This window comes from Candidatus Agathobaculum pullicola, assembly GCF_052117205.1.
GTDB classification, from domain to species: domain Bacteria; phylum Bacillota; class Clostridia; order Oscillospirales; family Butyricicoccaceae; genus Agathobaculum; species Agathobaculum pullicola.
On sequence record NZ_JBQKJP010000001.1, the window covers coordinates 85832 to 109162 of the forward strand.

Sequence of the window (23331 nt, forward strand, 5' to 3'; positions counted from 1 at the left end):
AGGACAGACATGACTTTTTATGGATATCAGCGGCCCGACGGTCGCGTTGGCGTGCGCAATAAGGTACTGATTCTGCCCGCCAGTGTCTGTGCTTCGGATACCGCCCGCATTATCGCCCAGCAGGTGGATGGTGCAGTCACCTTCAACAATCAACTCGGCTGCTCGCAAGTCGCTTCCGATCAGCAGTATGTTATGGATGTAATGGCAGGTTATGCTGCAAACCCCAATATTTACGGAACGGTCGTCGTCTCCCTCGGGTGCGAAAACTGCCAGATGGATCTGGTGGTCAAGGCCATTGAGGAGCGCACCAACAAGCCAATCCGACAAGTGATTATTCAAGAGGTCGGCGGCACGCTCAAAGCGGCCGATATCGGCGTGCGATATGCCAAAGAACTGACGACGCAAGCCTCTCTGCTGCAAAAAATGCCGTTTCCCATTTCCGAACTGATCATCGGCACAGAATGTGGCGGCTCCGACCCCACCAGTGGTCTGGCGGCCAATGTCCTCATCGGAGAAATGAGCGACCGCATTGTGGCGGCAGGCGGCACCTCCATTCTGTCCGAAACCACGGAATTCATCGGCGCGGAGCACATTCTTGCCCGCCGCGCAGCAAACAAGGAGGTGCACGACCGGATTTTCGAGATCGTTCACCGGTATGAGCGCGCAATGCAGCTGGTCGGCGAGGAAATCCGCGAAGGCAATCCCGCGCCGGGCAACAAGGCGGGCGGCATTACGACGCTGGAGGAAAAATCTCTCGGCTGCATCCACAAGGGCGGCCACAGTCCCATTATGGCGGTTTATGACTATGCCAAGCAGGTCAAGCCCAAAAGCGGTCTGGTCATCATGGATACGCCGGGCAACGATCCGGCTTCGGTTTCCGCTATGGTGGCAGGCGGCGCGCAGGTGGTTGTTTTCTCCACCGGGCGCGGTACGCCAACCGGAAACCCCATCGCTCCGGTTATCAAAATCACCGGCAATCGTATGACCTTCGCCAAAATGGAGGACAACATTGATGTGGATGCCTCCTCTCTTATTTATGGCGGCAGCCTCCAGCAATTGGGAGACGACCTGATGCAGCTGGTGTCCGAGGTGGCCAGCGGCCGCCAAACCAAAGCCGAAGCGCTTGGTTTTACGGAAATGTCGATTGCCCGTGTGTGCAACTTTGTTTGAGCCTTTGTATACCAAAATAAGTATCTGTCGATATAGGAGATGAAAGTCCAATGAAGAAAAATTACGCCGTGATGGACGGAAACACGGCTGCAGCCCATGTTGCCTATGCCTTTACCGAGGTGGCGGCAATCTATCCGATCACGCCGTCCTCCCCGATGGCGGAAAAGGTGGATGAATGGTCTGCCAAGGGCAGAAAGAACCTGTTTGGTTCGACCGTGGATGTGATTCAGATGCAGTCCGAAGCGGGCGCCGCGGGCACCTGCCACGGCGCTTTGCAGGCCGGCGCTCTGACCACGACGTTTACTTCATCGCAGGGTCTGATGCTGATGATTCCCGCCATGTATGCCATGGGCGGTCAGTTTCTTCCCAATGTCATGCACATTGCTTCCCGTGTGGTTACCTCCAACCACCATTCCATCTTCGGCGACCATACCGACTTTATGACCTGCCGTACCACCGGCTATGCCATGCTGATGTCCTCCTCGCCGCAGGAAGCGATGGATTTGGGTGCGGTCGCGCACCTGTCGGCCATCCACGCCAAGTATGCGTTTATGCACTGCTTTGACGGTTTCCGTACCTCGCATGAAATGCAGCGCATCGAAGCGCTCGATTATGAGGATCTGCGTGGCCTGATCGACTATGACGCGCTCAAGCAATTCCGCGCACAGGCGCTCAACCCTGAGCATCCGACCAACCGCGGCAACAACGTCAACCCGGATATTTATTTCCAGTGCAAGGAAGGCGCAAACGTCAAAAGCGCGACTGTGCCGGAAACGGTCGAATATTACATGGGCAAAATCAACGAGCTGACCGGCCGCGACTACCATTTGTTCAACTACTACGGCGCACCGGATGCCGAGGAGGTCATCGTCGTGATGTGCTCGGCTTCGGAAGCGCTCAAGGAAACCGTTGACTACCTCAACGCACACGGCCGCAAGGTCGGCATGGTGCAGATCCATCTGTACCGTCCGTTCTCGGTTTCGCATTTTTCGGCGGCCATTCCGGCAACCTGCAAAAAGATTGCAGTGCTCGACCGCTCCAAGGAAGTCGGCTCGGTGGGCGAGCCGGTCTATCTGGACGTCTGCACGGCGCTCCATCAGGCAGGACGCGGCGATATTCAGGTGATCGGCGGCCGCTACGGCTTGTCCTCCAAGGACACTACGCCCGGCCAGCTGATTGCTGTTTATGACAATCTCGCGCAGGATACCCCGAAAAACAACTTTACTATCGGTATTAACGACGACGTGACCCACACCTCGCTCGACTATCAGGAAATCGAGATGGCGCATCCCGGTCAGGTTTCCTGCAAACTGTGGGGTCTCGGCGGCGACGGCACGGTAGGCGCCAACAAAAACGCCATCACGACCATCGGTCTGACGGCCAATAAATACGCGCAGGCCTATTTCTCCTACGATTCCATGAAATCAGGGGGCCTTACCCAGTCGCACCTGCGTTTTGGAAACGAGCCAATTCGCTCGACCTATCTCGTTTCGGCTGCGGATTTTGTAGCGGTACACGCGCCGACCTATGTCAGCAAATACGATACGACCGAAGATCTCAAGGAGGGCGGTATCTACCTGCTCAACTGCCCGTGGAGTGTAGAAGAACTGGAAACCCGCCTGCCGGCCAAGGTCAAGCGCGACCTGTGCCGCAAGCATGCGCAGTTCTACATCATCGACGCCGCCAAACTCGCCGCTGAAATCGGTTTGGGCAAACGCACCAACAGCATCCTGCAAGCAGCGTTCTTCGCACTGACCAAGGTCATCCCGCTGGATGTCGCGGTTGAGGATATGAAGAAGAACAACTACAATTCCTACTTCAAGAAGGCTGGGCAGAAGATTGTTGATTTGAACAATCAGGCGGTAGACGTCGGCATCAGCGCCGCCGTCAAGGTGGAGATTCCGGCAAACTGGGCCGATGCGGTCGATGCCCCGGCGCAGGAAATCGAGGCCACGCCTTTTGTCAAGGACATCGTACTGCCCATGGACCGCCAGCAAGGTGACAAACTGCCGGTTTCGGTATTCCAGAAGCACGGCGTGCTGGACGGCACTTGGGAAAACGGTACTTCGGCTTATGCCAAGCGCGGCGTTGCCACCATGGTGCCCAAGTGGGACGGCGACAAATGCGCACAGTGCAACCGGTGCGCAGCCACCTGTCCGCATGCGGCCATCCGCCCGGTTCTGCTGACCGAAGAGGAAAAGGCGAGCGTACCGGCTTCCTTCCAGACGGTACCGGCCAAGGGATTGGGCAAGGATGCGCCGTCGTATTCCTACCGGATTCAGATTTCCCCCTATGACTGTCTGGGCTGCGGCGTCTGCCTGACAGCATGCCCTGTTCAGGGCGCACTGACTATGACGCCATTTGAAGAAATGAAGAAAGAACAGAATAACTTTGATTCGGTTGCGATGAACGAACGCTATCTCAAGCCGGATGTCATCAGCGACAAGAACATGAAGTCCATCCAGTTTGCAAAGCCCTACTTCCAGTTCTCCGCCGCCTGTGCCGGCTGTGCCGAAACCACTTACATCAAATTGGTCAGCCAGCTGGTGGGCGACCATATGTACATCGGCAACGCGGCAGGCTGCTCCTCTGCATACAGCGGCGGCGCCCCCATTCTTCCGTATTGCAAAGACCAGCGCGGCTTTGGCCCGGCTTGGGAGCACTCGCTGTTTGAAGATAACGCGGAATTTGCCTACGGCTTTTTCCATGCACAGGATGCTATCCGCAAAGAAATCTTTGTGCGTCTGGATGCTCTTCTTGAAGAGGGCATCGCGGTGGATGCCATCCACGCTTATCTGGCAAACTGGAACGATAGGGAAAAATCCCGCATAGTTTCGGATGCACTGATTGCAATGCTGAATGATGTCAAAAAAACGCCCGATGTTGCCTTTGTACTGGAAAACAAGGAGTATCTGTCGAAAAAATCCGTATGGGCAATCGGCGGCGACGGCTGGGCTTACGATATCGGTTTCGGCGGTATCGACCATGTGCTCGCACAGAATCAGGATGTCAACCTGATGGTGCTGGATACCGAAGTCTATTCCAACACAGGCGGACAGTCCTCCAAGGCAACGCCGACCGCCGCGGTGGCAAAATTCGCCTCGGGCGGCAAGCAGATTGCCAAAAAGGACCTCGGCGCCATCTTTATGAACTATGGCTATGTATATGTCGCACAGGTAGCCATCGGTTACGATCAGGCACAGACGCTCAAAGCCATCCGCGAAGCGGAAGCCTATCCGGGTCCGTCTCTGATCATCTGCTACTGCCCGTGCCTTGAGCAGCATATCAAGGCAGGCATGGGCTGCACGCAGACCGAAATGAAGAAAGCGGTCGAATGTGGATACTGGCAGCTGTATCGCTACGACCCGCGCCGCACAGAGCAGGGACTCAATCCCTTCCAGCTGGATTCTCCCGAGCCGGATACCAGCAAGCTGATGGATTACCTGATGGGCGAAAACCGTTTCGCATCGCTCAAAAATAACTTCCCCGATCGTGCCGACGCCCTTTATAAAAAAGCGATTTGCGATATCAAGGCACGCTATGAAAAGTACCGCAAAATAGCGGAAAACACCAACGCATAATATTCCTACTCTCTGAAATGTTTGTCTGATAGTCTCTGACGGCAAAACCCGTTTCATCGATAATGCCATTATCGATGAAACGGGTTTTTGTCTTTTATAAACCAACTCCGGTTTTCCGAGCACGCTCAAATGTTGGATTGCCTATCATATCGGCGACATGCTTTTCCTCATCCATGTAGGTGGTAGTACTGCTGCCCATCAGTAAAGCCTTTTGATAATGGATACACAGGTATCGATTCCCAGTGTTCCGCTATTGAGCGTGATATCATAATTTTGTGCACGGCCCCACTTCATATTGGTATAAAACCGATGATAGATGGCACGGCGCTTATCCTTGTCCTTGAGTCGCTGCTCCGGGGAGGCTTCACGTTCGCCATATACCTTGACAATGCGCTCGGCACGGAATTTCATATCCGCATGGATGAACACCCGCAGGCAATCCGCCTTTTCCCGCAGGATATAATCCGCGCAGCGGCCTACGATAACGCACGGCCCCTTCTCCGCCAGTTCGGTGATGGTGTTGTACTGAATCGTCCAAAGATAGTCCGCATTGTTCAGGCCGGGCACCCGATGAGAAAACGCGGAGGACAGATAGGCACCCCCGCAAAAGGACAACAAAAAACCGATTTTGCGCATCAGCGTGGAAGAGCCTGCGGAAAATCCGCAGGCCCTTCTTTTTGCGCACGTCAGAAAAGGGCGAAAACAGCCGGTTAACTGTCCTCGCCCCCGCTATTTGAGAAGTGCTGCGAAAAACGATCTCTCGATACGGGTTAAGCCCCAGCCGTATATGGGGAAAATGAGGGCATGTGGTGTTCCATATGCCTTCATTTTGGCCTATGCTTCACAAAAACAACTTCCGAAATTTGGATGCAGTTAAATTGCAGTGATGCAAATATTGTTGTGGCTTTTTCTATCCGCTTGTGGTATGTTGTCTTGCTACAAGGGGGTAGGATAATATGCGCAATACACTGAAACTGCTGTATGATAGATTTTATACACCTGTGCCCATGGCAGAAGCTGAACAGGAAATTGAAGTTTGCCACCGTCAGCTCATTGAGCGACTGGAAAAACCGGAGAGAAAACTGGTGCTGCGGATCATGGATACCCAGAATCTAATGGCAGAAGAGCGCTCCATGGACAGTTTTCTCTGTGGCTTTCACCTGGCTTTGGAAATGGCAAACGAATTGAATTACTATAAACAGGACAGGCAGTCATTGTCAGTTGAAGAAGTTGAGACAGATGCCAGTTCTGATGATTGTAACAGGAAGCAGTAGGCATTTAGCACCTCTCACCTATCTGCTCCGGGATGGGAAAACGGTGAGTTTCCGCTATGAGGGGCAGGAATACTCCATCGCCATCCGCAAGGTGTCCCTGTTCCCACAGGGCTATGCCGCGGTCTTGACCCAGAGCATTCTGCTGGATGAGCCTTCTGTGATCGTGGCGGATATCGGTGGCTGGACGGTGGATCTGATGCGTTTGGACAACCGTATCCCCAATGCATCGACCTGCCGCAGTCTGGAACTTGGCATGATCCGCTGTCTGGATGAGATCGGTGAGCAGATCCGCCGCGCACTGGGCCTGTCTATGACGGCGGCACAGATGGAAAGCGTGCTGCGCGGCGATGCTGTCCATATCAACGAGGATGCCAGAAAAATTATTGACCGGCAGGCAGACGCCTATGTCCATCGCCTGCTCTCCGCCATTACGGAGAGTGGACTGGATACCCGTGCCATGCCTGCTGTTTTTCTGGGCGGCGGCGCGGCGCTGCTGAAGCGGAATGTATCCGCTGCGGACGGCCTTTGCCGCCCAGTCATCCTTGACGATGTGTCCCTCAACGCCAAAGGCTATGAGCGGCTGGCAGAGCGGCTCACAAAGAACGATGAGCAGTAACAAAAAGCGGATCAATCTGTCCTTTTCCATGTCCTCGCCCATACAGCGCAGGGCGTGGAAGAAGCTGACGGAGATCCCCGCGGGGCAGCGCACCGCCGCGGTCTGCCGCATGGTCTGTGAGTATAAAGGGCAGCAGGAACTGCTGGATGCCGTTCGCCAGACTATCCGGCAGGAACTGCGGGGAGTGCAGCTTACCAAAGAAGAAGCGCAGGATAGCGGCAGCGCCGGGGATGTAGATGAAAGCGTCCTCGGCTTTTTGCTTGCCCTGCAGGAAGGAGATGAGATGACCTGATCCGATATTTTGATATGTTTGCCGGCATCGGCGGCTTCCGCACGGGATTGACCCGCGCGGGCGGTTTCCAGTGCGTAGGACACTGCGAGATCGACAAATACGCCAATGCCAGCTATGAGGCCATTTATGAGCCGGGAAAGGAGGAACGATATTATCACGATGCCACAAAAATCGACCCCGCAGACCTGCCGGACTTCGACCTTCTGTGCGGAGGATTCCCTTGTCAGGCATTTTCAATCGCTGGCAGAAGAAGGGGCTTTGACGACACCCGTGGCACTCTCTTCTTTGAAATTGCCCGATTGGCTCAATCCAAACGACCTTCGTATCTTCTGCTCGAAAACGTTCCGGGACTGCTGTCGCATGACAAAGGCCGGACGTTTTCTGTCATCCTCGCCACGCTTAATGACCTGGGGTACCGCGTGGAATGGATGGTGCTTAACAGCAAACATTTTGGAGTCCCGCAATCCAGAAGGCGGCTGTTCCTTATCTGCTATCTTGATCCCCGATGCGCCGGAAAAATATTTCCTGTCTTCGGCACAGGTGGAAAAGCTCTTATACAAGTCCTCGGAGGCTCGCAAGGCTCCCGTGTCTACGACGCAGATGGAATAGCCTGCACGCAGACTGCCGGCGCTGGAGGTGTGGGCGGCAAAACAGGATTGTACCTTATTCCATCACAGAAACCATTTGTGGATTTGTGCGCAGGAAAGCCAAAACAGACGGACACCGCCCGCTGCCTCACTGCCCGTTATGGTCAGACAACGCTGTCTAATCATAAAGCAGAGCGTTCCGGCGTTCTGCTCATCAAGGAAGCCACGAAAAAAGGCTATAAAGAGGCAAATCCCGGTGACAGCGTCGATCTCGGCTTTTCCGGGAGCAACACTCGCCGTGGTCGTGTGGGACAGGATATCGCCCATACATTGGAGACGAGCTGCATCCAGGGCATCGTGGAACGTGGCGGACGCATCCGGCGTCTGATGCCGCGGGAGTGTCTGCGGCTGCAGGGCTTCGATGAGTGGCAGATCGACCGCATCCTCGCCATCCAGTCTGACGCACAGGCGTATAAGCAGGCGGGCAACAGCGTCACCGCCAATGTCATTGAGGCCATCGGGCGCCGTATCCGGGAGGTGGATGCGGAACTGAAAGCGGGTGCTGCCGCATGATCGGGTTGAAGGACCAGTGCTTCGGCGTGGAAGTTGAAATGACCGGCATCACCCGTGAGCAGGCGGCAACAGCACTGGCTTCGTATTTTGCAACGGACGCCCGCTATGTGGGCGGCGCTTACGATAAATGGTGTGTGACGGATCGGGACGGCAAAGAGTGGACGGTCATGAGTGACTCCAGCATCCACGGGGAGCAGAAGATCGGCAGCGGCTATCGTGCAACAGGTGACTACAGATACCGCGTGGAGATGGTAACGCCAAAGCTCACCTATGCGGAACTGCCCAAGCTGCAGGAGTGTGTCCGGCAGGTGCGTCACGCAGGGGCCAAGGCCAACAGCTCCTGCGGCATCCATGTCCATGTGGACGCCGCAAACCATAACCGGCAGAGTCTGAAAAACCTCATCGGCATCATGTACTCCAAGGAGGATATCCTGTTCAAAGCGCTGCAGGTCAATGAAAGCCGGGCGTCCCGCTGGTGTCAGAAGGTGCGGGAACCCATGCTGAAGCAGGCACGCAGGCTCTCGTCGGATGAGACAAGGGACCTGACGCAGCTGGAGAATATCTGGTACGAGGGAGATAACGGCAGCGCAGACCACTATAACTGGACCCGCTATTACGCGCTGAATCTGCATTCGGTCTTTTACCGGGGGACGGTGGAATGGCGCTGTTTCAATTCCACGCTCCATGCGGGAAAAGTCGCCGCCTATGTGAATCTGTGCCTTGCCATCTCCGCCCAGGCTATTGCCCAGCGCAGCACGGTCATGCGCAAGACCCACAGCGACAATGAGCTGTTTACCTTCCGGGTCTGGCTGGTGCGGCTGGGACTCAACGGCGAGGAATTCAAGCATACCCGTGACCACCTGTTGGCAAATCTGGACGGTGATCGGGCGTGGCGTTTCGATAAGGACAGCTATGCAGTCAACAAAAAGAAGAAAAAATCCAGAGAAATGGAGAGGTGAAGCCTTTGAAGATTCAAATTGAAGATACCATGTACGAAGGAACCGCAGCCGGGATCATGGAACAGCTTCGGGATCTCAGCTTTGATCCCACAGAGTTCCCGGATGTGGAGACCTACATCTGGTTTGTACAGAATAATGTCATCCGCACCACGGGAATGGACTGTCCGCTGCCGGATGGCGATGCGGAGACACAGGCGGCAGCCCTGCTCCGTCATCTGGAACGCTTTGGCGCTCTAACGATGCTGGAGGTGTGATATGGAGGAAAACCTGTATTTTGCCTACGGCAGCAACCTTGATCTGGAGCAGATGGCGCAGCGCTGTCCGGATGCCGAGATCGTGGGACCGGTCAGGCTGGAAAACTACGAACTGCGGTTCCGCGGCAGCGGCTTTGCTACCGTTGCGCCGAAAAAAGGCAGCGTTGTCTATGGATTGCTGTGGAAGCTCACGCCAAACTGCGAACAGTCTCTGGACCGGTACGAGGGGTATCCCCGCCACTACACGAAAGAAACCGTGACGGTTAAAGACGCGGCTGGCGCAGAGATCCCCGTCATGGTCTATATCATGGCAGAGCCTTATTGCCGCCAGCCTGCACTGCCGTCCCCGTATTATTACCGCGTGATCCAGCGAGGCTTTGAAGCCAACGGCCTGCCGGTGGAGTCATTACAGGCTGCGTGGGACAGGACCGTTGACGAGGTGTTCTCCGGAAAAATGGATAAGCCGAGGAATAAGAAATCGGAACGACACAAAGAGCCGGAACGGTAATGGCTCTGCCGCAGCAGAAAGAAATAGCCTGTTTGCAATTTCCGCCGCGTGTGTTACAATATCCCCTGTTTGTGGAAGGGGTGCGGATATGTTTTACACGATGGAGGAAGCCGCTGTCCTCGGCGGCTTTCTGGAACTGTATCTGGAACGGGATAGTGTTGACCCGGCGGTGCGGGAACGGCACCGGAAATTCCGGCAGGGGCTGCTGGGCGGCGCACTGGAACGGACCGATTATGAATGGGCTGCTGCGGCGCTGGGATTCCTGCGCCCCCAATGGTGGCCAGAGCATGAAGATCACCGGGCGTTGGAGAATGCCCTGCTGAAGACCCGGACGCTGGCATCCAAAAAAGAATAAGAATCACCATTTGCGGCAACGGCAGAGGAATCTGTCGCTGCCGCTTTTCTTTTGAAGAAGGAGGAACCCATATCAGCACAGAAAAAATGAAAGTCCTTGTGGTGCGCCCCATGGAACTGCCTGAAGTGCAGGAGATCGACCACACCCTTTCTGCCATGCAGGAACTGGTAGGCGGCACCATTCAGGCAGTTTACCCCTTCGATGACCCGGTGGCGCTCGTCTGCAATGACGAGGGCAAGCTGCTGGGCCTGCCGTGGAACCGCGCCCTGACCGATAATCACGGTGTGCCATATGACATTGTCTGCGGCACATTTTTTGTTGCCGGTCTTAAAGAGGATGATTTTGCCTCGCTGACGGAGCAGCAGATTGAAAAGTACAAGGACAAATACAGCCATGAAATGATCCTTTCTGTTCCGAAACAGCCGGAGGCACAAAAGAAACCAACGAAGAAGGAGAAGCATGAATATGAAAGATAACTGCATTCTGACTGCTGAGTCAGTCACCGAGGGACATCCCGACAAGCTCTGCGACACCATCGCGGACGCGGTGGTGGATGCCTGCCTTACGCAGGATGCCGCTGCCCGCGTTGCCTGCGAGGTCATGGCCACAGCCGGAAAGATCATCGCCGCAGGCGAGATCACGGCAGCGAAGATTCCGGACATCCCTGCCATTATTTGCAGGACGGTGCGGGAAGCCGGATACGGCGGCAGTGACCATGAGGTGGAGGTCATCACCCATGAGCAGAGTCCCGACATTGCGGAAGCCGTGTGTGGCGGCACGGAGACCGGCGCAGGAGATCAGGGAATCCTGTACGGCTTTGCCTGCGATGAAACAAAGGAGCTGCTGCCTCTGCCTGTGGTGCTGGCGCATCGACTGACCCGCCTGTTGACCGATACCCGCAGACAGGGCATCATCCCCGGCCTGCGTCCGGACGGCAAGGCGCAGGTGTCTGTGGAATACCGCTCTGGAGTCCCGTACCGCATTGCCGCAGTGGTGGTATCCTGCCAGCATGAGGAGGAACTGCCCCTGCCGGAACTGCGCCGGGACATCCTGCTCCATGTGATCCGGCCCGCCATGCAGGAGCTGCCGCCGGATGAACATACAGAGGTGTTGATCAACCCCTCGGGTCGATTTGTCCAGGGCGGTTTTGAAGCGGACACCGGGCTCACCGGACGCAAGCTGATGGTGGATACCTACGGCGGCCTCGCCCCTCATGGCGGCGGCGCGCTGTCCGGCAAGGATGGAACGAAGGTGGACCGCAGTGGCGCGTACATGGCCCGTTATATTGCCAGGAATATCGTGGCGGCAGGACTGGCAAAGCGCTGCACCATCAGCCTTGCCTATGCCATCGGTAGGGCACAGCCTGTAGCGGTGACGGTGGATACGGAGCATACCGGCATCTATTCCGATGACGTGTTGGAACAGGCAGTCCGCACGGTATTCAACCTGACACCGGACGGCATGATCGGAACGCTGGGACTGGATCAGCCCATGTTCCAAAAGTTCTGCAATTACGGTCACTTCACCCATGCGGACGCGCCCTGGGAGCGCACGGATATGACAGAGGTGCTGGAATGTGCCTGTCATGCCAAGGACATGGGCGTATCGGACCGATAACAGAAAAGGCCCGCGAGAGATCGTCTCTCGCGGGCGTGTTATCACTGTACGGAATCCTTGAATGCCTTGCCGGGCTTGAAAGCCGGCGCCTTGGAAGCGGGGATTTCAATGGTGGCTCCGGTGGCGGGATTTTTGCCGGTGCGGGCGGCGCGCTCCTTCACCTCGAAAGTGCCGAAGCCCACCAGCTGTACCTTGTCACCGGACTTCAACGCAGCCTGCAGCGTGTCGACAAACGCATTCAGAGCGGTGTCACAGTCCTTCTTGGTAAGGCCGCTGGCTTCCGCCATGGCGGTGATCAGTTCTGTCTTATTCATCGTATTTCGTCTCCTTTATATCTAAAATGACCGGAAATGATATGCGCTATTATAGCAGACTCCCCACCTGCTGACAATACTGCAGCAAAAACAGAATCAGAGAGGATGATCACGATTTCAAAAGAAAAGAAGAAAACACCACATATTGCAGCCTGCTCCTTCGGCAAAGATAGCCTTGCTACGATCCTGCTGGCGCTGGAGCACGGGGAACCGCTGGATGAAGTGGTCTACTGTGAGGTGATGTTCGATAAAAGGACCTCCGGCGAGGTGCCGGAGCATCGGGCATTCATCTACGAGACTGCGATCCCCAGGCTGGAACAGTTGGGGGTCCCTGTCCGTGTGCTGCGTTCGGATAAGACCTATCTGGACCTGTTTGCCGGAGCCATTACCCGCGGTCCGAAAAAAGGACTTCGACGCGGATTCCCTCTGTGCGGGCATTGCTACGTTCAGCGGGACTGCAAGCTCCGTCCCATCCGCCGGTATAACAAGACTCTGACGCCGGATGCTGTGCAGTATGTGGGCATCGCCAGCGATGAGCCGGTGCGCTTGCGCCGCTTGCAGGGAAATCAGGTGTCCCTGCTGGAAAAATATCACTACACCGAAGAGGATGCAAAGCAGCTCTGCCAAACGGCAGGGCTGCTTTCACCTGTCTATGCGTTTACAGACCGTGGCGGCTGCTGGTTCTGCCCGAATGCCAAGCGGAAGGAACTGCGGCACCTCTATGACAACCATCCGAAGCTGTGGGCGAAAATGCTGGAACTGCAGGCAATGCCGGGAAAGGTGTCCGAGAAATTCAACCGCACGGAGCGCTTTTCCGACATCGATGCGGCATTCCGAAAAGAAGATGCCCTGTACCCAAAAGCGGCATAAAAAAGAAAAAGGAGATGAGAACCATCAGCAATCAGAAATATGAGATCACAGACATGGCCCATGAGGAATATCCGTTCCTGCACCGCATCCGTGCGCTGCGGGATATCTGCGGCGAGATCCGCGCAGGCGACATAGGTGGCTTCGTGGAAAGCGAAAGCAACCTGTCCGCGGAGCCGGGAGACTGCGCGTGGATCTTCGATGACGCCATTGCAGCGGGTGACGCCTATGTGGATCGGGACGCCTGTCTGCGGGGCGACGCCATTGCCTGTGGCAGCGCCTATGTTTCCAAAGGCAGCGTGATGAGCGGCCACAGCCGCGCCGAGGACAACGCCTATCTCCGCGGAGCCTCCATGACCGGAAAAGCGCTGGCTTCCGGAAACGCGCAGATCATTCACGATCCCCATACGATGGGGACTCCCATCCTGTCCGGCAACTGCAAGGTGTATGGCACGGTGCAGGGGGATATCCGCATCACCGGTTCTGCCGTGATCCTGCCCTGCGAGGAAGTCCGCAACGATACACGGGATACCTTTGTCCTGAGCGGCAAGAGCCGCAGCGTGATCCGCGGCATCGGGCGTGAGACAGTGCAACCCCTGCAAAAAGAAACAAGCCCTATGAAAACAAAAACGCCAAAGAAACGAGGTGTAGAGCGATGACCGTGTATGAGCAGGAACTGCGAAAGCTGTTTGAACATAGCAATCTCGTGGATCGGCCTCAATTTTCCGGGCGTGTGTGCGTGGGAGATCTCGGAAATGACCTGCGTGTACGGGCAGAGTTTCTCTCTACCCACATCTCCAGCCAATATGACGCCATCCGCCTCACGGTGCTCAACCGCACGGAGGGTGTGGTGGACCGGACGCTGCTGCGCTTTCAGGATGTCTGGGGCAAAAAGCAGGTGCCGAACAACCCGAACTTCCGCAGCGGCGTCATTCCCCACCTGTGGGATGACTACGGAAAAGTGGAGTGGTACGCCTATCACCCCACTGCCGCGGACTATGCCGCTCTGCGGGATGCCGTCGGTCAGTATCTGTCCGCATTCCGGGAGCGCACGCCGGAGCTGGAACGGAGCGGCCCCAAGCTGGTCTATATCTGTGCTCCGCTGCGGGGCGATGTGACAAACAATGTAGAGTTTGCGCGGCAGAAAGCGCAGGAGGTGTTTGCGGAGGGGAATATCCCCATCTGTCCGCATCTGCTGTTCCCGCCTGTCGCAGATCCCGCCGATCCCGCCCAGGACGAGAAAGCCAGGGCGATGGGACTGCGCCTGCTGGAATCCTGCCAGCAGATGAATGTGTACGGTCCGGTCTGGACGGATGGGATGTGGCAGGAGATCTACAAAGCCGGCGAGCTGGGCATCCCCGTGATGACGGATCAGACAACCATTGGACGGACGCCACCTGCACGGCATCCCAAAAGAAAGGAGAGATAAATGCCAATTGAAAAGATCAGCGCGGACGATCTGCGGGATATGGAGCATCAGGAGGGACTGGTGCTCCAGGGCTGCGGCGGTGAGGCGCGGGAGTGGCTGGATGGCATCAACGACCTGCTGACGCAGGACGGCATCCTGCAGAATGGCAGCCGCTTTGAGACGGTCAAGGTTTTTCAGCACGATGGACTCACCAATCTGCTGTTCCCCTTCGAGGACATTCAGGTGGACATGGGGAAACTGGCAATGTGGCGCTTGCAGACCCACGGCGCATTCGGAGGCACATGGCTTTCTGACTATGTTCCCAACAGACTGGGTGGATTCCACTCTGCCCGGCAGGAGAAACCCCGCCCTCTCTGCCCTCTGCTGGGGCAGGACGGCAACATCTTCCATCTGATGGGTATTGCCGCCAGAGTTCTCCGGCAGAATGGCATGGCGGCAGAAGCAAAGGAAATGCAGGCCCGCATCATGGGTGGAGCGTGCCGCAGCTACGAGGAAGCACTGGGAATCATCAGCGAATATGTGGAGACGGAGCTGTCTCCGCCCCGCGAAAATCGAACGAAAAAGAAGGAGAAGCATGAGTATGAGCGATAATCAGAAATGGAGCATCCTCCAGGGGGATGCTCTGAAGGTGCTGGGGACCTTTGCCCCCAACACCTTTGACGCTGTGATCACCGATCCGCCCTATGCGTCCGGTGGACGCACCCAGGCGGAGAAAAACAAATCCACCGCCCGGAAGTATTCCAGTATGGGTGAGAACGCGCCGCCCCCTTTCGATGGGGACGCCAAGGACCAGCGCTCCTGGACCCGCTGGGCGGCAGAGTGGCTGTATGAGGCAAGAAAGGTATGCAAGAGCGGCGCGCCGGTTTGTATGTTCATTGACTGGCGGCAGCTCCCGGCAGCCACCGACGCCCTGCAGTGGGCTGGCTGGATCTGGCGGGGCACCGCTGTCTGGGATAAGGGCAACAGCCGCCCGCAGAAGGGGCGCTTCCGCCAGCAGGCGGAATATATCGTCTGGGGCTCCAACGGCGATATGCCTATCAGCCGCCCGGTCCCGTGTCTGCCGGGCGTGTTCAAATACGGCAATCCTCAGAGCCGCATCCATCTGACGGAGAAGCCGCTGCAGCTGATGCGGGACATCGTGAAGATCACGGAACCGGGCGGGCATATTCTCGACCCCTTCGCCGGTTCCGGCACCACGGTGCTGGCGGCTGTGCAGGAGGGCTATACCGCCACCGGCATCGAAGTCACAGACACCTATGCGGAGCTGGCACGGGAACGTATCCGAGCCGAGCTGGAAAAGGCGGCATGATATACTGGGCTGTCTGGCAACACTACTTGCTAAAACAGGGATAAGTCGGTATAATAAAAACAATAGAATGGTGTTACAAGCGAGGACGCAGGTATGAATGATCGAAACGCACAATATGATCCGGAAACGGGAAAGCCGCTGGACCAGTCCTATTTGGAATGCGGACTGCCGGAAGACCTCCACGAATCCATCCTGAGAATGGAGGAATCATGGAACATCATTGACAGCGGCAGGCAGGATAACCATTGGGATCTCTGGTGGTGCGACCTGAATGCGCTGATCAATTCATATGAAGTAGAGCAGGTCATCTCATCAGAACAGGCATGGTATCTGAGAGAAAAATATCTCCGTATGGAAAGAGAGGGCATCTCCTGTGAGTAATCATTTTGTACAAGAACTGATCGATAGATTCCAAATTGAGCAGAAGAAAAACGACCGCAGCGGTGTTTACGCTATTACGCAGAGAATGCTGGCCTACAATTCCAACAAAATTGAAGGAAGCACCTTAACAGAAAAGCAAACGGCCTCCCTGTTTGATACCGGCACCTTATCTGCTGAAGATGCGCTGATCCGAGCAAAGGACGTAGAGGAAATGACGGGGCATTTTCTGATGTTCAATGAAATGCTCAAGACCTACGATCAACCGCTCTCACACGAACTCATTAAACGATATCACTACAAGCTGAAAAGCGGTGTCTTTGAAGATATTGCCAACGGCTATCCCATCGGGGAATATAAGAACAGAAGAAACCGTGTCTCAGATATTGTCACGGCCCTGCCGGAAGAAGTGGAAGCGCGCATGACAGAATTGCTTGCGGGATACAATGCTCTCCCACAGCATACTCTGACGGATCTGGCTAAGTTCCACGCTGAATATGAGATGATCCATCCTTTTCAAGATGGAAACGGGAGAACCGGCCGCGTGATTCTGTTCAAAGAATGTCTGAAAAACGGATTGGTACCCTTCGTGATAAGTGATGATAAGAAAATCGAGTATTACCATGCGCTGAACACCGCACAGTCCAAAGGAGACTATGCGCCTCTTGAGGCATTCTTTGTAGAGGAACAGACGAGCTATTATCAACAGGTAGAAGGATTCGTCCTTCCCTTCGACGCAGCTCGAACTACTGCACGAAACAGCAGGCAGAAAACGGAAGAGATCGAGCGTTGATTCAATATTTGAACGGGCAGGGTGTCATCAAGACACCCTGCCTCTTCTATTTTGGGTGTTACATTGACACCCTGTGCGGAAGGACCCTGCGAAACCGGATGTCTGGCGCTGCTGCCAGACATTTCTTTTTTCTGGAAAAGGTGCGGACCGTGTCCACCTGCATTGGAATCAACCTACCTCTCAAAAAGCGCCCCGCCGTCGGCGGGGAACAGCCAACGCCGCCGATGGCGGCGCTGGCGCAAGCATAGCGTTTGTATGACAAACGCGCTTGCTGGGGCATCCCCAGTCCCCAATGCCGCCTGCGGGCGGAAGATTTTGCGGCAGTGCCGCAGGAAAGGAGGGCGATATGCCCGGAAAAACACACATGATCTCCGTCCGGCTGACAGACGCGGAGCGCAGGAAGCTGTCGCAGATCTGCGCCGTCTCCGGCCTGCCGGTCAGCGCGGCGATCCGGGAGATGATCGGCGGCGTTGCCATCCGCCAGCGGCCACCGCAGGAGCTCCACGACCTGTATGTGGAGATCAACCACATCGGCAATAACATCAATCAGATCGCCCGCAAAGCCAACGCCGGCTTTGCGACGAAAGAGGATGTCAGGGAACTGAAATTCCTGATGCGGACGATAGAGACAAAAATGACAGAATTGGTGAAACAGTAATGGCAGTCACAAAGATCCTTGCCCGCAGAGCCGGTTTGGCGCAGGCCATTGCCTATGTGGTCAACGGTGACAAGACGGAGGAACAGGTGCTGACTGCCGCGCAGGGGTGCTCAATCGGAAGTGCCTGTGCCGAGATGCAGGATGCCAAGATCCGCTGGAATAAAACAGACGGAGTACAGCTCTATCATATCATCCAGTCCTTCCGTCCGGGCGAGATCACGCCGGGATTGGCGCTGGAGATCGCGCAGGAATTCGTGCGGGAGCATCTGCCCGGATACCAGGCGGTCATCGGCATCCATACAGACCGGGAACACATCCACGCCCATATCGTATTCAATTCCGTCAACCAGCTTACCGGAGGAAAATACCACAGCAATGCCCGAAGCTACTACCAGCAGATCCGTGCCATTTCAGACCGGCTCTGCCGGGAGCATGGATTATCTGTCATCGTGCAGGGCGAGCCTGCCAGGTCGGTCAGCTACATCGAGTGGCTGCGCCAGTCCAGGGGGCAGCCCACCTTCCGCTCCATGCTGGAGGCAGATCTGCGGGATGCCATCCGGGATGCCAACGACCTCGGTCACTTCTTCCTGCTCATGGAGCATAAGGGGTATGAGATCTATCATGGCGGCAGGCTCGGCTTCCGGCTGCGGGGGCAGGATCGATACCAGTACCCCGGCAGGCAAGATCCGCTGTTCACAGAGGACGGTATCCGCACTGCCATCCAGGGCAACCTGGAACAGATCGAAGCGGGGCTGCGGCCTGTCTTGCCTGTGCGTCCGGCATATCAGCCGTATCGGAAGCATCCCAGATACAGCGGTTTCCTCGCCCTCTATGTCCATTATCTCTACCTGCTGGGCAAGATCGAAAAGCGGCAGTACCCGCCCCGCATGACGCCGCATCTGCGGCGGGCGGTCATGCACTTTGAGCGGTATCAGGCACAGTTCGCGTTCCTACGGGAAAATGACATCACAACGCCTGCTGACATGGCGGCATTCGAACAACGCACAGAGGAAACGCTGGGCAGATTGACAAAGCAGCGGACCCTCCTCAATGTGCGGAAGAAGAAACGCCAGCCGCTCTATGCGGCGCTGGCAAACGCGGAGGCGCTGGAACCCAGCAGGGCGTTATACGAGGAAGGGCTCACCGGCATGGAGCAGGAATTCGAGCAGTATATGAAAGCCGTGAAGCTGCTGGAGGATAGCGGCATTCCGCGGGAGGTGCTGAAGAAAGAAAAGGCAGAAGTGTATGAGCAGCTCTCAGAGGTGAATCGGAAGATCCGGGCGGAGCGGGAAAAGTGGAAGCTCTGTCGGGAAATCTGCCAGCAGACGCCTGCAATGGAGCAGGACATCCAGAAAACAGAAGAACATCAGAAGGAGGTGCAGGAACATGAACATCGGAGGCGGTGAAGCGGCGGACCAGCTGGTACGCATGATGCTCTCCGGCAGCGAGGTCGCTGTCCGGCTGAGCGGCTCCGCCATCAAAAATATGCTGGCGCTCACCATGGCGCTGGCGAAAAACCACAAGACCATTTCCGGTAAAGTCAATCTGGTCAAGATGCTGAAGGAGACCCGCGATGTGCGGCGATTTTCCATGTCACCGGAACAGTATCAGCAATTCAGGCAGCGGGCAGGAAAGCAGAAGATCCTGTTCTCTGCCATCCGCGATTCGGATAACAAGGGAAAAGTCGTGGATGTGATCATGCCGGTAACGGAGATCGACCGCGCCAATATGATCTTTGAGCGCATCCGCTATACCGGACAGCCGGAGCAGGCGCGGCAGGATGCCCCCTCTAAGGAGCAGGAAGCCCGTGTGGGACAGGAGGCGCCTCAGCGCGAACAGCAACGCCCTCGGCAGGAAGAAACGCCTGTAACGCCGCCTGTGGGCGAGCGGCAGGGGGTGACGCCAAAAAAAGGATCTCGGTCGGGAACAGACTTGCCAGATACCAAAGGCAGATCGACCTCATCCAGCGGCAGGGAAACGGCTGCCGGGACGATGACGAGTGAGCGCCCTTCGGTTCTGGAACGGCTGAAAGGCTATCAGGCGCAGCTGGATACCCGGCAGAAGTCTGCCCCGGCCAAGGAAAAGGTCCGTCAAAAAGTACGACCGGATAGGACAAAGTAAGGAAGCCGTTTCGTCAGCGAGGCCGGCAGAGCATTCTACTCTGCCGGCCTCGTATTTTTTATGCAGGAGGTGATGCGGCTGAAAAAGACATCCCAAACAACGGATCTGGTACTTGCCCTGTTCCTCTATATCCCTGTGGTATGGGCGGCGCTGCTGATCGCCCAGTCCCTTGGCGGCGGTCTGCCGGAGCTGCTATCAAACTTAACTGCCGCGCTGGAACGGCCTTTCCAGATCCAATGGACAGACAAGAGCCTGTTGTCCATTCTTGTCTGCACCGGCGCGTATCTCATGGGGCTGTGTCTTTATGCTTCCGGACAGGGCAGGACACGGGACGGCGAGGAACACGGCTCCGCCGCATGGGGCTCGCCCCGGCAGCTCAACGCGCAGTTCCGGCAGAAGCAGAACAAGATCCTCACCCGCCATGTGCGGCTGGGGCTGGATACCCACAAGCACCGGCGCTCACTGAATGTGCTGGTCATTGGCGGCAGCGGCGCCGCCAAGACGCGCGGCTATGTGAAGCCCAACATTCTGGAAGCAAACAGCAACTATGTGATCACAGACCCGAAGATGGAGGTGCTGACCGCCACCGGAGGGTATCTGAAACGGCAGGGATACGACATCCGAGTGCTGAATCTGGTGGATCTGTCGCAGTCGGATGGCTATAACCCCTTCCGCTACCTGCGGGATGAAAAAGACGCGCTAAAGCTGGTCAACACGCTGATCCAGGCAACGACGCCCAAGGGCAGTCACGAGTCCGATCCGTTCTGGTCGAAGTCCGAGACAGCACTGCTGCAGGCCATCATCCTCATGCTGTTCCAGGAAGCGCCGGAATACGAGCAGAATTTTTCCATGGTGATGCGCGTGCTGGAATATGCCGAAGTGAAGGAGGACGATGATGAGTATGTCTCCCCGCTGGATCTGCTGTTCCGGGCAATGGAGTATGAAAACCCGGAAAGCGTTGCCCTGCGGCAATATAAGGTTTTCAAGCAGGCTGCGGGCAAGACAGCGAAAAGCATTTTGGTGTCTGCAGCTGTGCGGCTGGCACCCTTCAATCTGCCGCAGATCAAAGCCATCACCGACCATGATGACATGGATCTCTACACGCTGGGAGAGCGAAAGTGCGCTCTGTACGCCGTCATCCCGGATAATGATACGACCTTCAACTTCCTCGTCAGCCTGCTGTACTCCCAGATCTTCCAGACCCTTTACTACTGCGCCGACCAGATCCACCATGGGGCGCTGCCCTGCCATGTGCATTTCATCTTGGATGAAGCGCCATCGGTCAATCTGCCGGGGCTGCCGCGGGAGCTTGCGACCATGCGCTCACGCAACATCTCCTGCAGCACCATCATCCAGAACATGGCGCAAATCAAGGAATTGTATAAGGACTCGTGGGAAACTATCCCCGGCAACTCGGACACGCTGCTCTATCTCGGCGGCAACGAGGCAAGCACCCACAAGTACATTTCCGAGGCGCTGGGCAAGTCCACCATTGACACCAGGACCCACGGGCAGACCAAAGGGCGGTCCGGGTCTTACTCCACCAACTTCCAGATGAGCGGCAGAGAACTGCTGATGCCGGACGAGGTGCGGATGCTGGATAACCGGTACTGCATCCTGTTCATCCGCGGCACACGGCCGGTGATGGACGAAAAGTATGAGCTCGTGGAGCATCCCGCCATCCGCTATACGATGGATGGCGGCGGACCGCCCTACATCCACCACGGGACGGCGGAGCCTCCCATTCCGGGAGAGCCGCTGTTCCAAACTGATTTTGACAATGAAAAGGAGAATGCTGCAGCATGAAACATGATTTGAATAACAAGAATTTTGAAAGAAAGGCAAAGCGCATCTACGCCGTCCTTGCCTGCACTGCGATGGTGATGATGGTCACCGCTGTTCCCGCACTGGCCGCAGACGACCCGCTGACGGTGGTCAACAACCTGTCCGATTTCATTTTCTCTCTGATCCGCGCCATTGGCCTCATCCTGCTGGGCTTCGGCATTTTGCAGGTGGGCCTGTCTCTCAAGAGCCACGATCCCTCCCAGCGCGCCAACGGTATGCTGACGGTGGCAGGCGGCATCGTCATTACCTTTACGAAGGAGATCCTTACTTTGATTACTGGCTGAAAGAAAAACGGCGGAGTGCATCGTTTTCAATGCACTCCGCCATCTGCTTCACAGCAATGCGCTGTAATCTCTGCGGGCATATAAAATTCTGCGAATTTGCACCGTGTCGCCAATAATGGCATAGAACACCAGATAATTTTTGACGATGAGATAGCGGTAGCCTTTTACAGCCAGCGCCAGATCCTTCGGCTTCGGACAGCGTTCTGGCATTTTGGATAAACTTGCGATCTCTTCGACCAGCAAGTCATAATACTTCGACGCAGCATCCGGAGATAGCGTGTTCAAATATCCAATCACTTCCTCCAAGTCCTGCTTGGCGGTGGGAAAGATTTTTATTTTATACGTTTCCATGGACACGCTCCCGCAGGTTCTTAGCCAGCGTCAGGAAATCCTCGCCCTCCGCACCGGAGGCAATCTCCTGTTCTGCCACGGCCAGCTTTCCATAGAGATCAATGAGTGCCTGCTGGCGCTCATACTCCTCCATACTGATCACTACCATATCGCCGGTGCCGTTGCGGGTGATATAAACGGGCTCACGAGTCTGGCGGCAGAAGTCCGAGATATCATTGGCATTGCTGCGAAGATCGGAAATTGGACGAATACTTGGCATACTATGCACCCCCTTGTTTTTAATCATAGTATAGCAAAATAATGAGCAAATATCAATACGAATTCTGAGCAAAGAAAGAAGGTGAAAACGATCGGAAGCGGAAACTGGATCGTAGACAATTTGAACTCTGCGCTGGAAATGTGGAACGGAAGGCTGGCAGAGATCTGGCAGCTCATCAGCACCTCGCCGGAGTCCTTCAAGGGCGGCGGTGTCTGGAATGTCATCGTGAATATCAACGATGGATTAAAAGCTGTGGGGTATGCGCTGTTGGTGCTGTTTTTCGTAATGGGCGTGGTCAAGACCTGCGGCAGCTTCACCGAGATGAAGAAGCCGGAGGTGGCCTTCAAATGCTTCATCCGCTTTGTGCTGGCGCAGGCGGCGGTGTCGTGGGGCATGGAGCTGATGACCGGCGCGTTTCGTGTTGCCCAGGGCATGGTGACGACCATCATGGATTCCTCCGGGCTGACGGCGATGACTGCCACCACATTACCGGATGAACTGGTGAGCATCATCGAGGATGTGGGATTTATCGAATCCATCCCGCTGTGGGCAGTGACGCTGCTGGGCTCGCTCTTTATCTGGGTTCTGTCCCTCGTGATGATCCTGACGGTGTATAGCCGCTTTTTTAAGCTCTACATCGCCACGGCCATCGCGCCTATCCCGCTGGCCAGCTTTGCGGGACAGCCCTCCAGCAGTATTGGCGTAGCCTTTCTGAAAAGCTATGCCGCCATCTGTCTGGAGGGCTGTATCATTGTATTGGCTTGTGTGATCTTCTCTGCCTTTGCATCGTCCCCGCCCGCCATCGCGGACGATACGCTGGCGGCAGCCACCATCGTGTGGAACTATGTGGGTGAGCTGATCTTCAATATGCTGGTGCTGGTGGGCGCGATCAAGATGAGCGACCGCATCATCCGGGAACTGATGGGCCTTGGCTGAT

The 23331-nt window shown here is 56.0% G+C and carries 29 protein-coding genes; 25 read left to right on the forward strand and 4 right to left on the reverse strand.

Annotated elements, in window-relative coordinates:
- Positions 1-9 precede the first annotated feature (9 nt).
- Positions 10-1170, forward strand: coding sequence for a UxaA family hydrolase (locus ACTQ3V_RS00520; RefSeq protein WP_441465802.1), 1161 nt, complete (start codon positions 10-12; stop codon positions 1168-1170).
- 50 nt (positions 1171-1220) lie between these two features.
- Positions 1221-4751, forward strand: coding sequence for a pyruvate:ferredoxin (flavodoxin) oxidoreductase (gene nifJ, locus ACTQ3V_RS00525; protein WP_441465803.1), 3531 nt, complete (start codon positions 1221-1223; stop codon positions 4749-4751).
- A gap of 198 nt (positions 4752-4949) precedes the next feature.
- On the opposite strand, the gene ACTQ3V_RS00530 is transcribed toward nifJ, so the two are convergent.
- Positions 4950-5387 carry a cytidylate kinase-like family protein gene (locus tag ACTQ3V_RS00530; RefSeq protein ID WP_441465804.1) on the reverse strand — a complete coding sequence of 146 codons (438 nt, stop codon included), beginning with the start codon at positions 5385-5387 and terminating at the stop codon, positions 4950-4952.
- A gap of 320 nt (positions 5388-5707) precedes the next feature.
- Between ACTQ3V_RS00530 and ACTQ3V_RS00535 the strand changes: the two genes are divergently transcribed.
- The 10 genes from ACTQ3V_RS00535 (at position 5708) to metK (ending at position 11786) form a co-directional block, all read left to right on the forward strand.
- On the forward strand, positions 5708-6025 hold the full coding sequence (locus ACTQ3V_RS00535; protein WP_441465530.1) for a DUF6809 family protein: 318 nt from the start codon (positions 5708-5710) through the stop codon (positions 6023-6025).
- Positions 5991-6641 carry a hypothetical protein gene (locus ACTQ3V_RS00540; protein WP_502918983.1) on the forward strand — a complete coding sequence of 217 codons (651 nt, stop codon included), beginning with the start codon at positions 5991-5993 and terminating at the stop codon, positions 6639-6641. The genes ACTQ3V_RS00535 and ACTQ3V_RS00540 overlap by 35 nt, the downstream gene beginning before the upstream one ends.
- Positions 6631-6933: a hypothetical protein gene (locus ACTQ3V_RS00545; protein ID WP_441465531.1), complete on the forward strand. Its 303-nt coding sequence runs from the start codon at positions 6631-6633 to the stop codon at positions 6931-6933. The genes ACTQ3V_RS00540 and ACTQ3V_RS00545 overlap by 11 nt, the downstream gene beginning before the upstream one ends.
- 14 nt (positions 6934-6947) lie before the next feature.
- A complete protein-coding gene (dcm, locus tag ACTQ3V_RS00550; protein WP_441465805.1) occupies positions 6948-8093 on the forward strand; it encodes a DNA (cytosine-5-)-methyltransferase in 1146 nt (381 codons plus the stop codon).
- Positions 8090-9052 (forward strand): amidoligase family protein, encoded by a 963-nt coding sequence (locus ACTQ3V_RS00555; protein WP_441465533.1) that lies wholly within the window; start codon positions 8090-8092, stop codon positions 9050-9052. The genes dcm and ACTQ3V_RS00555 overlap by 4 nt, the downstream gene beginning before the upstream one ends.
- A gap of 5 nt (positions 9053-9057) precedes the next feature.
- Positions 9058-9306, forward strand: coding sequence for a hypothetical protein (locus ACTQ3V_RS00560; protein WP_441364320.1), 249 nt, complete (start codon positions 9058-9060; stop codon positions 9304-9306).
- Between the two features lies 1 nt (position 9307).
- Positions 9308-9814, forward strand: coding sequence for a gamma-glutamylcyclotransferase family protein (locus ACTQ3V_RS00565; RefSeq protein ID WP_441465806.1), 507 nt, complete (start codon positions 9308-9310; stop codon positions 9812-9814).
- 88 nt (positions 9815-9902) lie between these two features.
- Positions 9903-10169, forward strand: coding sequence for a hypothetical protein (locus ACTQ3V_RS00570; RefSeq protein WP_216632164.1), 267 nt, complete (start codon positions 9903-9905; stop codon positions 10167-10169).
- Positions 10170-10279: 110 nt separating this feature from the next.
- The gene (locus ACTQ3V_RS00575) at positions 10280-10645 is read left to right on the forward strand and encodes a DUF3846 domain-containing protein (RefSeq protein ID WP_441465807.1); all 366 of its coding nucleotides are present in this window, start codon (positions 10280-10282) and stop codon (positions 10643-10645) included.
- Positions 10635-11786 carry a methionine adenosyltransferase gene (metK, locus tag ACTQ3V_RS00580; RefSeq protein ID WP_441465808.1) on the forward strand — a complete coding sequence of 384 codons (1152 nt, stop codon included), beginning with the start codon at positions 10635-10637 and terminating at the stop codon, positions 11784-11786. The genes ACTQ3V_RS00575 and metK overlap by 11 nt, the downstream gene beginning before the upstream one ends.
- Positions 11787-11827: 41 nt before the next feature.
- On the opposite strand, the gene hbs is transcribed toward metK, so the two are convergent.
- The gene (gene hbs / locus ACTQ3V_RS00585; protein ID WP_441464617.1) at positions 11828-12100 is read right to left on the reverse strand and encodes a non-specific DNA-binding protein Hbs; all 273 of its coding nucleotides are present in this window, start codon (positions 12098-12100) and stop codon (positions 11828-11830) included.
- A gap of 105 nt (positions 12101-12205) precedes the next feature.
- Here hbs and ACTQ3V_RS00590 point away from each other — a divergent pair, with 105 nt between their 5' ends.
- From ACTQ3V_RS00590 to ACTQ3V_RS00645, 12 genes are all read left to right on the forward strand, one after another.
- Positions 12206-12970: a phosphoadenosine phosphosulfate reductase gene (locus ACTQ3V_RS00590; RefSeq protein WP_441363955.1), complete on the forward strand. Its 765-nt coding sequence runs from the start codon at positions 12206-12208 to the stop codon at positions 12968-12970.
- Positions 12971-12984: 14 nt separating this feature from the next.
- Positions 12985-13626 carry a hypothetical protein gene (locus ACTQ3V_RS00595; protein WP_441363954.1) on the forward strand — a complete coding sequence of 214 codons (642 nt, stop codon included), beginning with the start codon at positions 12985-12987 and terminating at the stop codon, positions 13624-13626.
- Entirely contained in the window at positions 13623-14396 is a 774-nt protein-coding gene (locus ACTQ3V_RS00600) for a DUF7768 domain-containing protein (protein ID WP_441363953.1), read from the forward strand. Before ACTQ3V_RS00595 ends, ACTQ3V_RS00600 begins: the two co-directional genes overlap by 4 nt.
- Positions 14397-14987, forward strand: a complete 591-nt coding sequence (locus tag ACTQ3V_RS00605; protein WP_441363952.1) for a hypothetical protein — start codon at positions 14397-14399, stop codon at positions 14985-14987.
- Positions 14977-15705 carry a DNA-methyltransferase gene (locus tag ACTQ3V_RS00610; protein WP_024723025.1) on the forward strand — a complete coding sequence of 243 codons (729 nt, stop codon included), beginning with the start codon at positions 14977-14979 and terminating at the stop codon, positions 15703-15705. The genes ACTQ3V_RS00605 and ACTQ3V_RS00610 overlap by 11 nt, the downstream gene beginning before the upstream one ends.
- A 93-nt stretch (positions 15706-15798) precedes the next feature.
- Positions 15799-16086 (forward strand): hypothetical protein, encoded by a 288-nt coding sequence (locus ACTQ3V_RS00615; RefSeq protein ID WP_441363951.1) that lies wholly within the window; start codon positions 15799-15801, stop codon positions 16084-16086.
- Positions 16079-16876, forward strand: coding sequence for a Fic family protein (locus ACTQ3V_RS00620; protein WP_441363950.1), 798 nt, complete (start codon positions 16079-16081; stop codon positions 16874-16876). Before ACTQ3V_RS00615 ends, ACTQ3V_RS00620 begins: the two co-directional genes overlap by 8 nt.
- A gap of 346 nt (positions 16877-17222) precedes the next feature.
- Positions 17223-17534, forward strand: coding sequence for a plasmid mobilization protein (locus ACTQ3V_RS00625; RefSeq protein ID WP_441363949.1), 312 nt, complete (start codon positions 17223-17225; stop codon positions 17532-17534).
- Positions 17534-18940 (forward strand): relaxase/mobilization nuclease domain-containing protein, encoded by a 1407-nt coding sequence (locus ACTQ3V_RS00630; protein ID WP_441465809.1) that lies wholly within the window; start codon positions 17534-17536, stop codon positions 18938-18940. The genes ACTQ3V_RS00625 and ACTQ3V_RS00630 overlap by 1 nt, the downstream gene beginning before the upstream one ends.
- A complete protein-coding gene (locus tag ACTQ3V_RS00635; RefSeq protein WP_441363947.1) occupies positions 18921-19655 on the forward strand; it encodes a DUF3801 domain-containing protein in 735 nt (244 codons plus the stop codon). The genes ACTQ3V_RS00630 and ACTQ3V_RS00635 overlap by 20 nt, the downstream gene beginning before the upstream one ends.
- A gap of 72 nt (positions 19656-19727) precedes the next feature.
- Positions 19728-21461: a VirD4-like conjugal transfer protein, CD1115 family gene (locus ACTQ3V_RS00640; protein ID WP_441363946.1), complete on the forward strand. Its 1734-nt coding sequence runs from the start codon at positions 19728-19730 to the stop codon at positions 21459-21461.
- Positions 21458-21784, forward strand: a complete 327-nt coding sequence (locus ACTQ3V_RS00645) for a formate hydrogenlyase (protein ID WP_441363945.1) — start codon at positions 21458-21460, stop codon at positions 21782-21784. Before ACTQ3V_RS00640 ends, ACTQ3V_RS00645 begins: the two co-directional genes overlap by 4 nt.
- Before the next feature lie 48 nt (positions 21785-21832).
- Here the strand turns inward: ACTQ3V_RS00645 and ACTQ3V_RS00650 are convergent, their stop codons facing one another.
- Together ACTQ3V_RS00650 and ACTQ3V_RS00655 are read right to left on the reverse strand one after the other, a co-directional pair.
- Positions 21833-22135: a type II toxin-antitoxin system RelE/ParE family toxin gene (locus ACTQ3V_RS00650; RefSeq protein ID WP_441363944.1), complete on the reverse strand. Its 303-nt coding sequence runs from the start codon at positions 22133-22135 to the stop codon at positions 21833-21835.
- Entirely contained in the window at positions 22122-22394 is a 273-nt protein-coding gene (locus ACTQ3V_RS00655; protein ID WP_441363943.1) for a type II toxin-antitoxin system Phd/YefM family antitoxin, read from the reverse strand. The genes ACTQ3V_RS00650 and ACTQ3V_RS00655 overlap by 14 nt, the downstream gene beginning before the upstream one ends.
- A gap of 90 nt (positions 22395-22484) precedes the next feature.
- Here ACTQ3V_RS00655 and ACTQ3V_RS00660 point away from each other — a divergent pair, with 90 nt between their 5' ends.
- Entirely contained in the window at positions 22485-23330 is an 846-nt protein-coding gene (locus ACTQ3V_RS00660; RefSeq protein WP_441363957.1) for a VirB6/TrbL-like conjugal transfer protein, CD1112 family, read from the forward strand.
- The last annotated feature ends 1 nt before the right edge of the window (position 23331 follow it).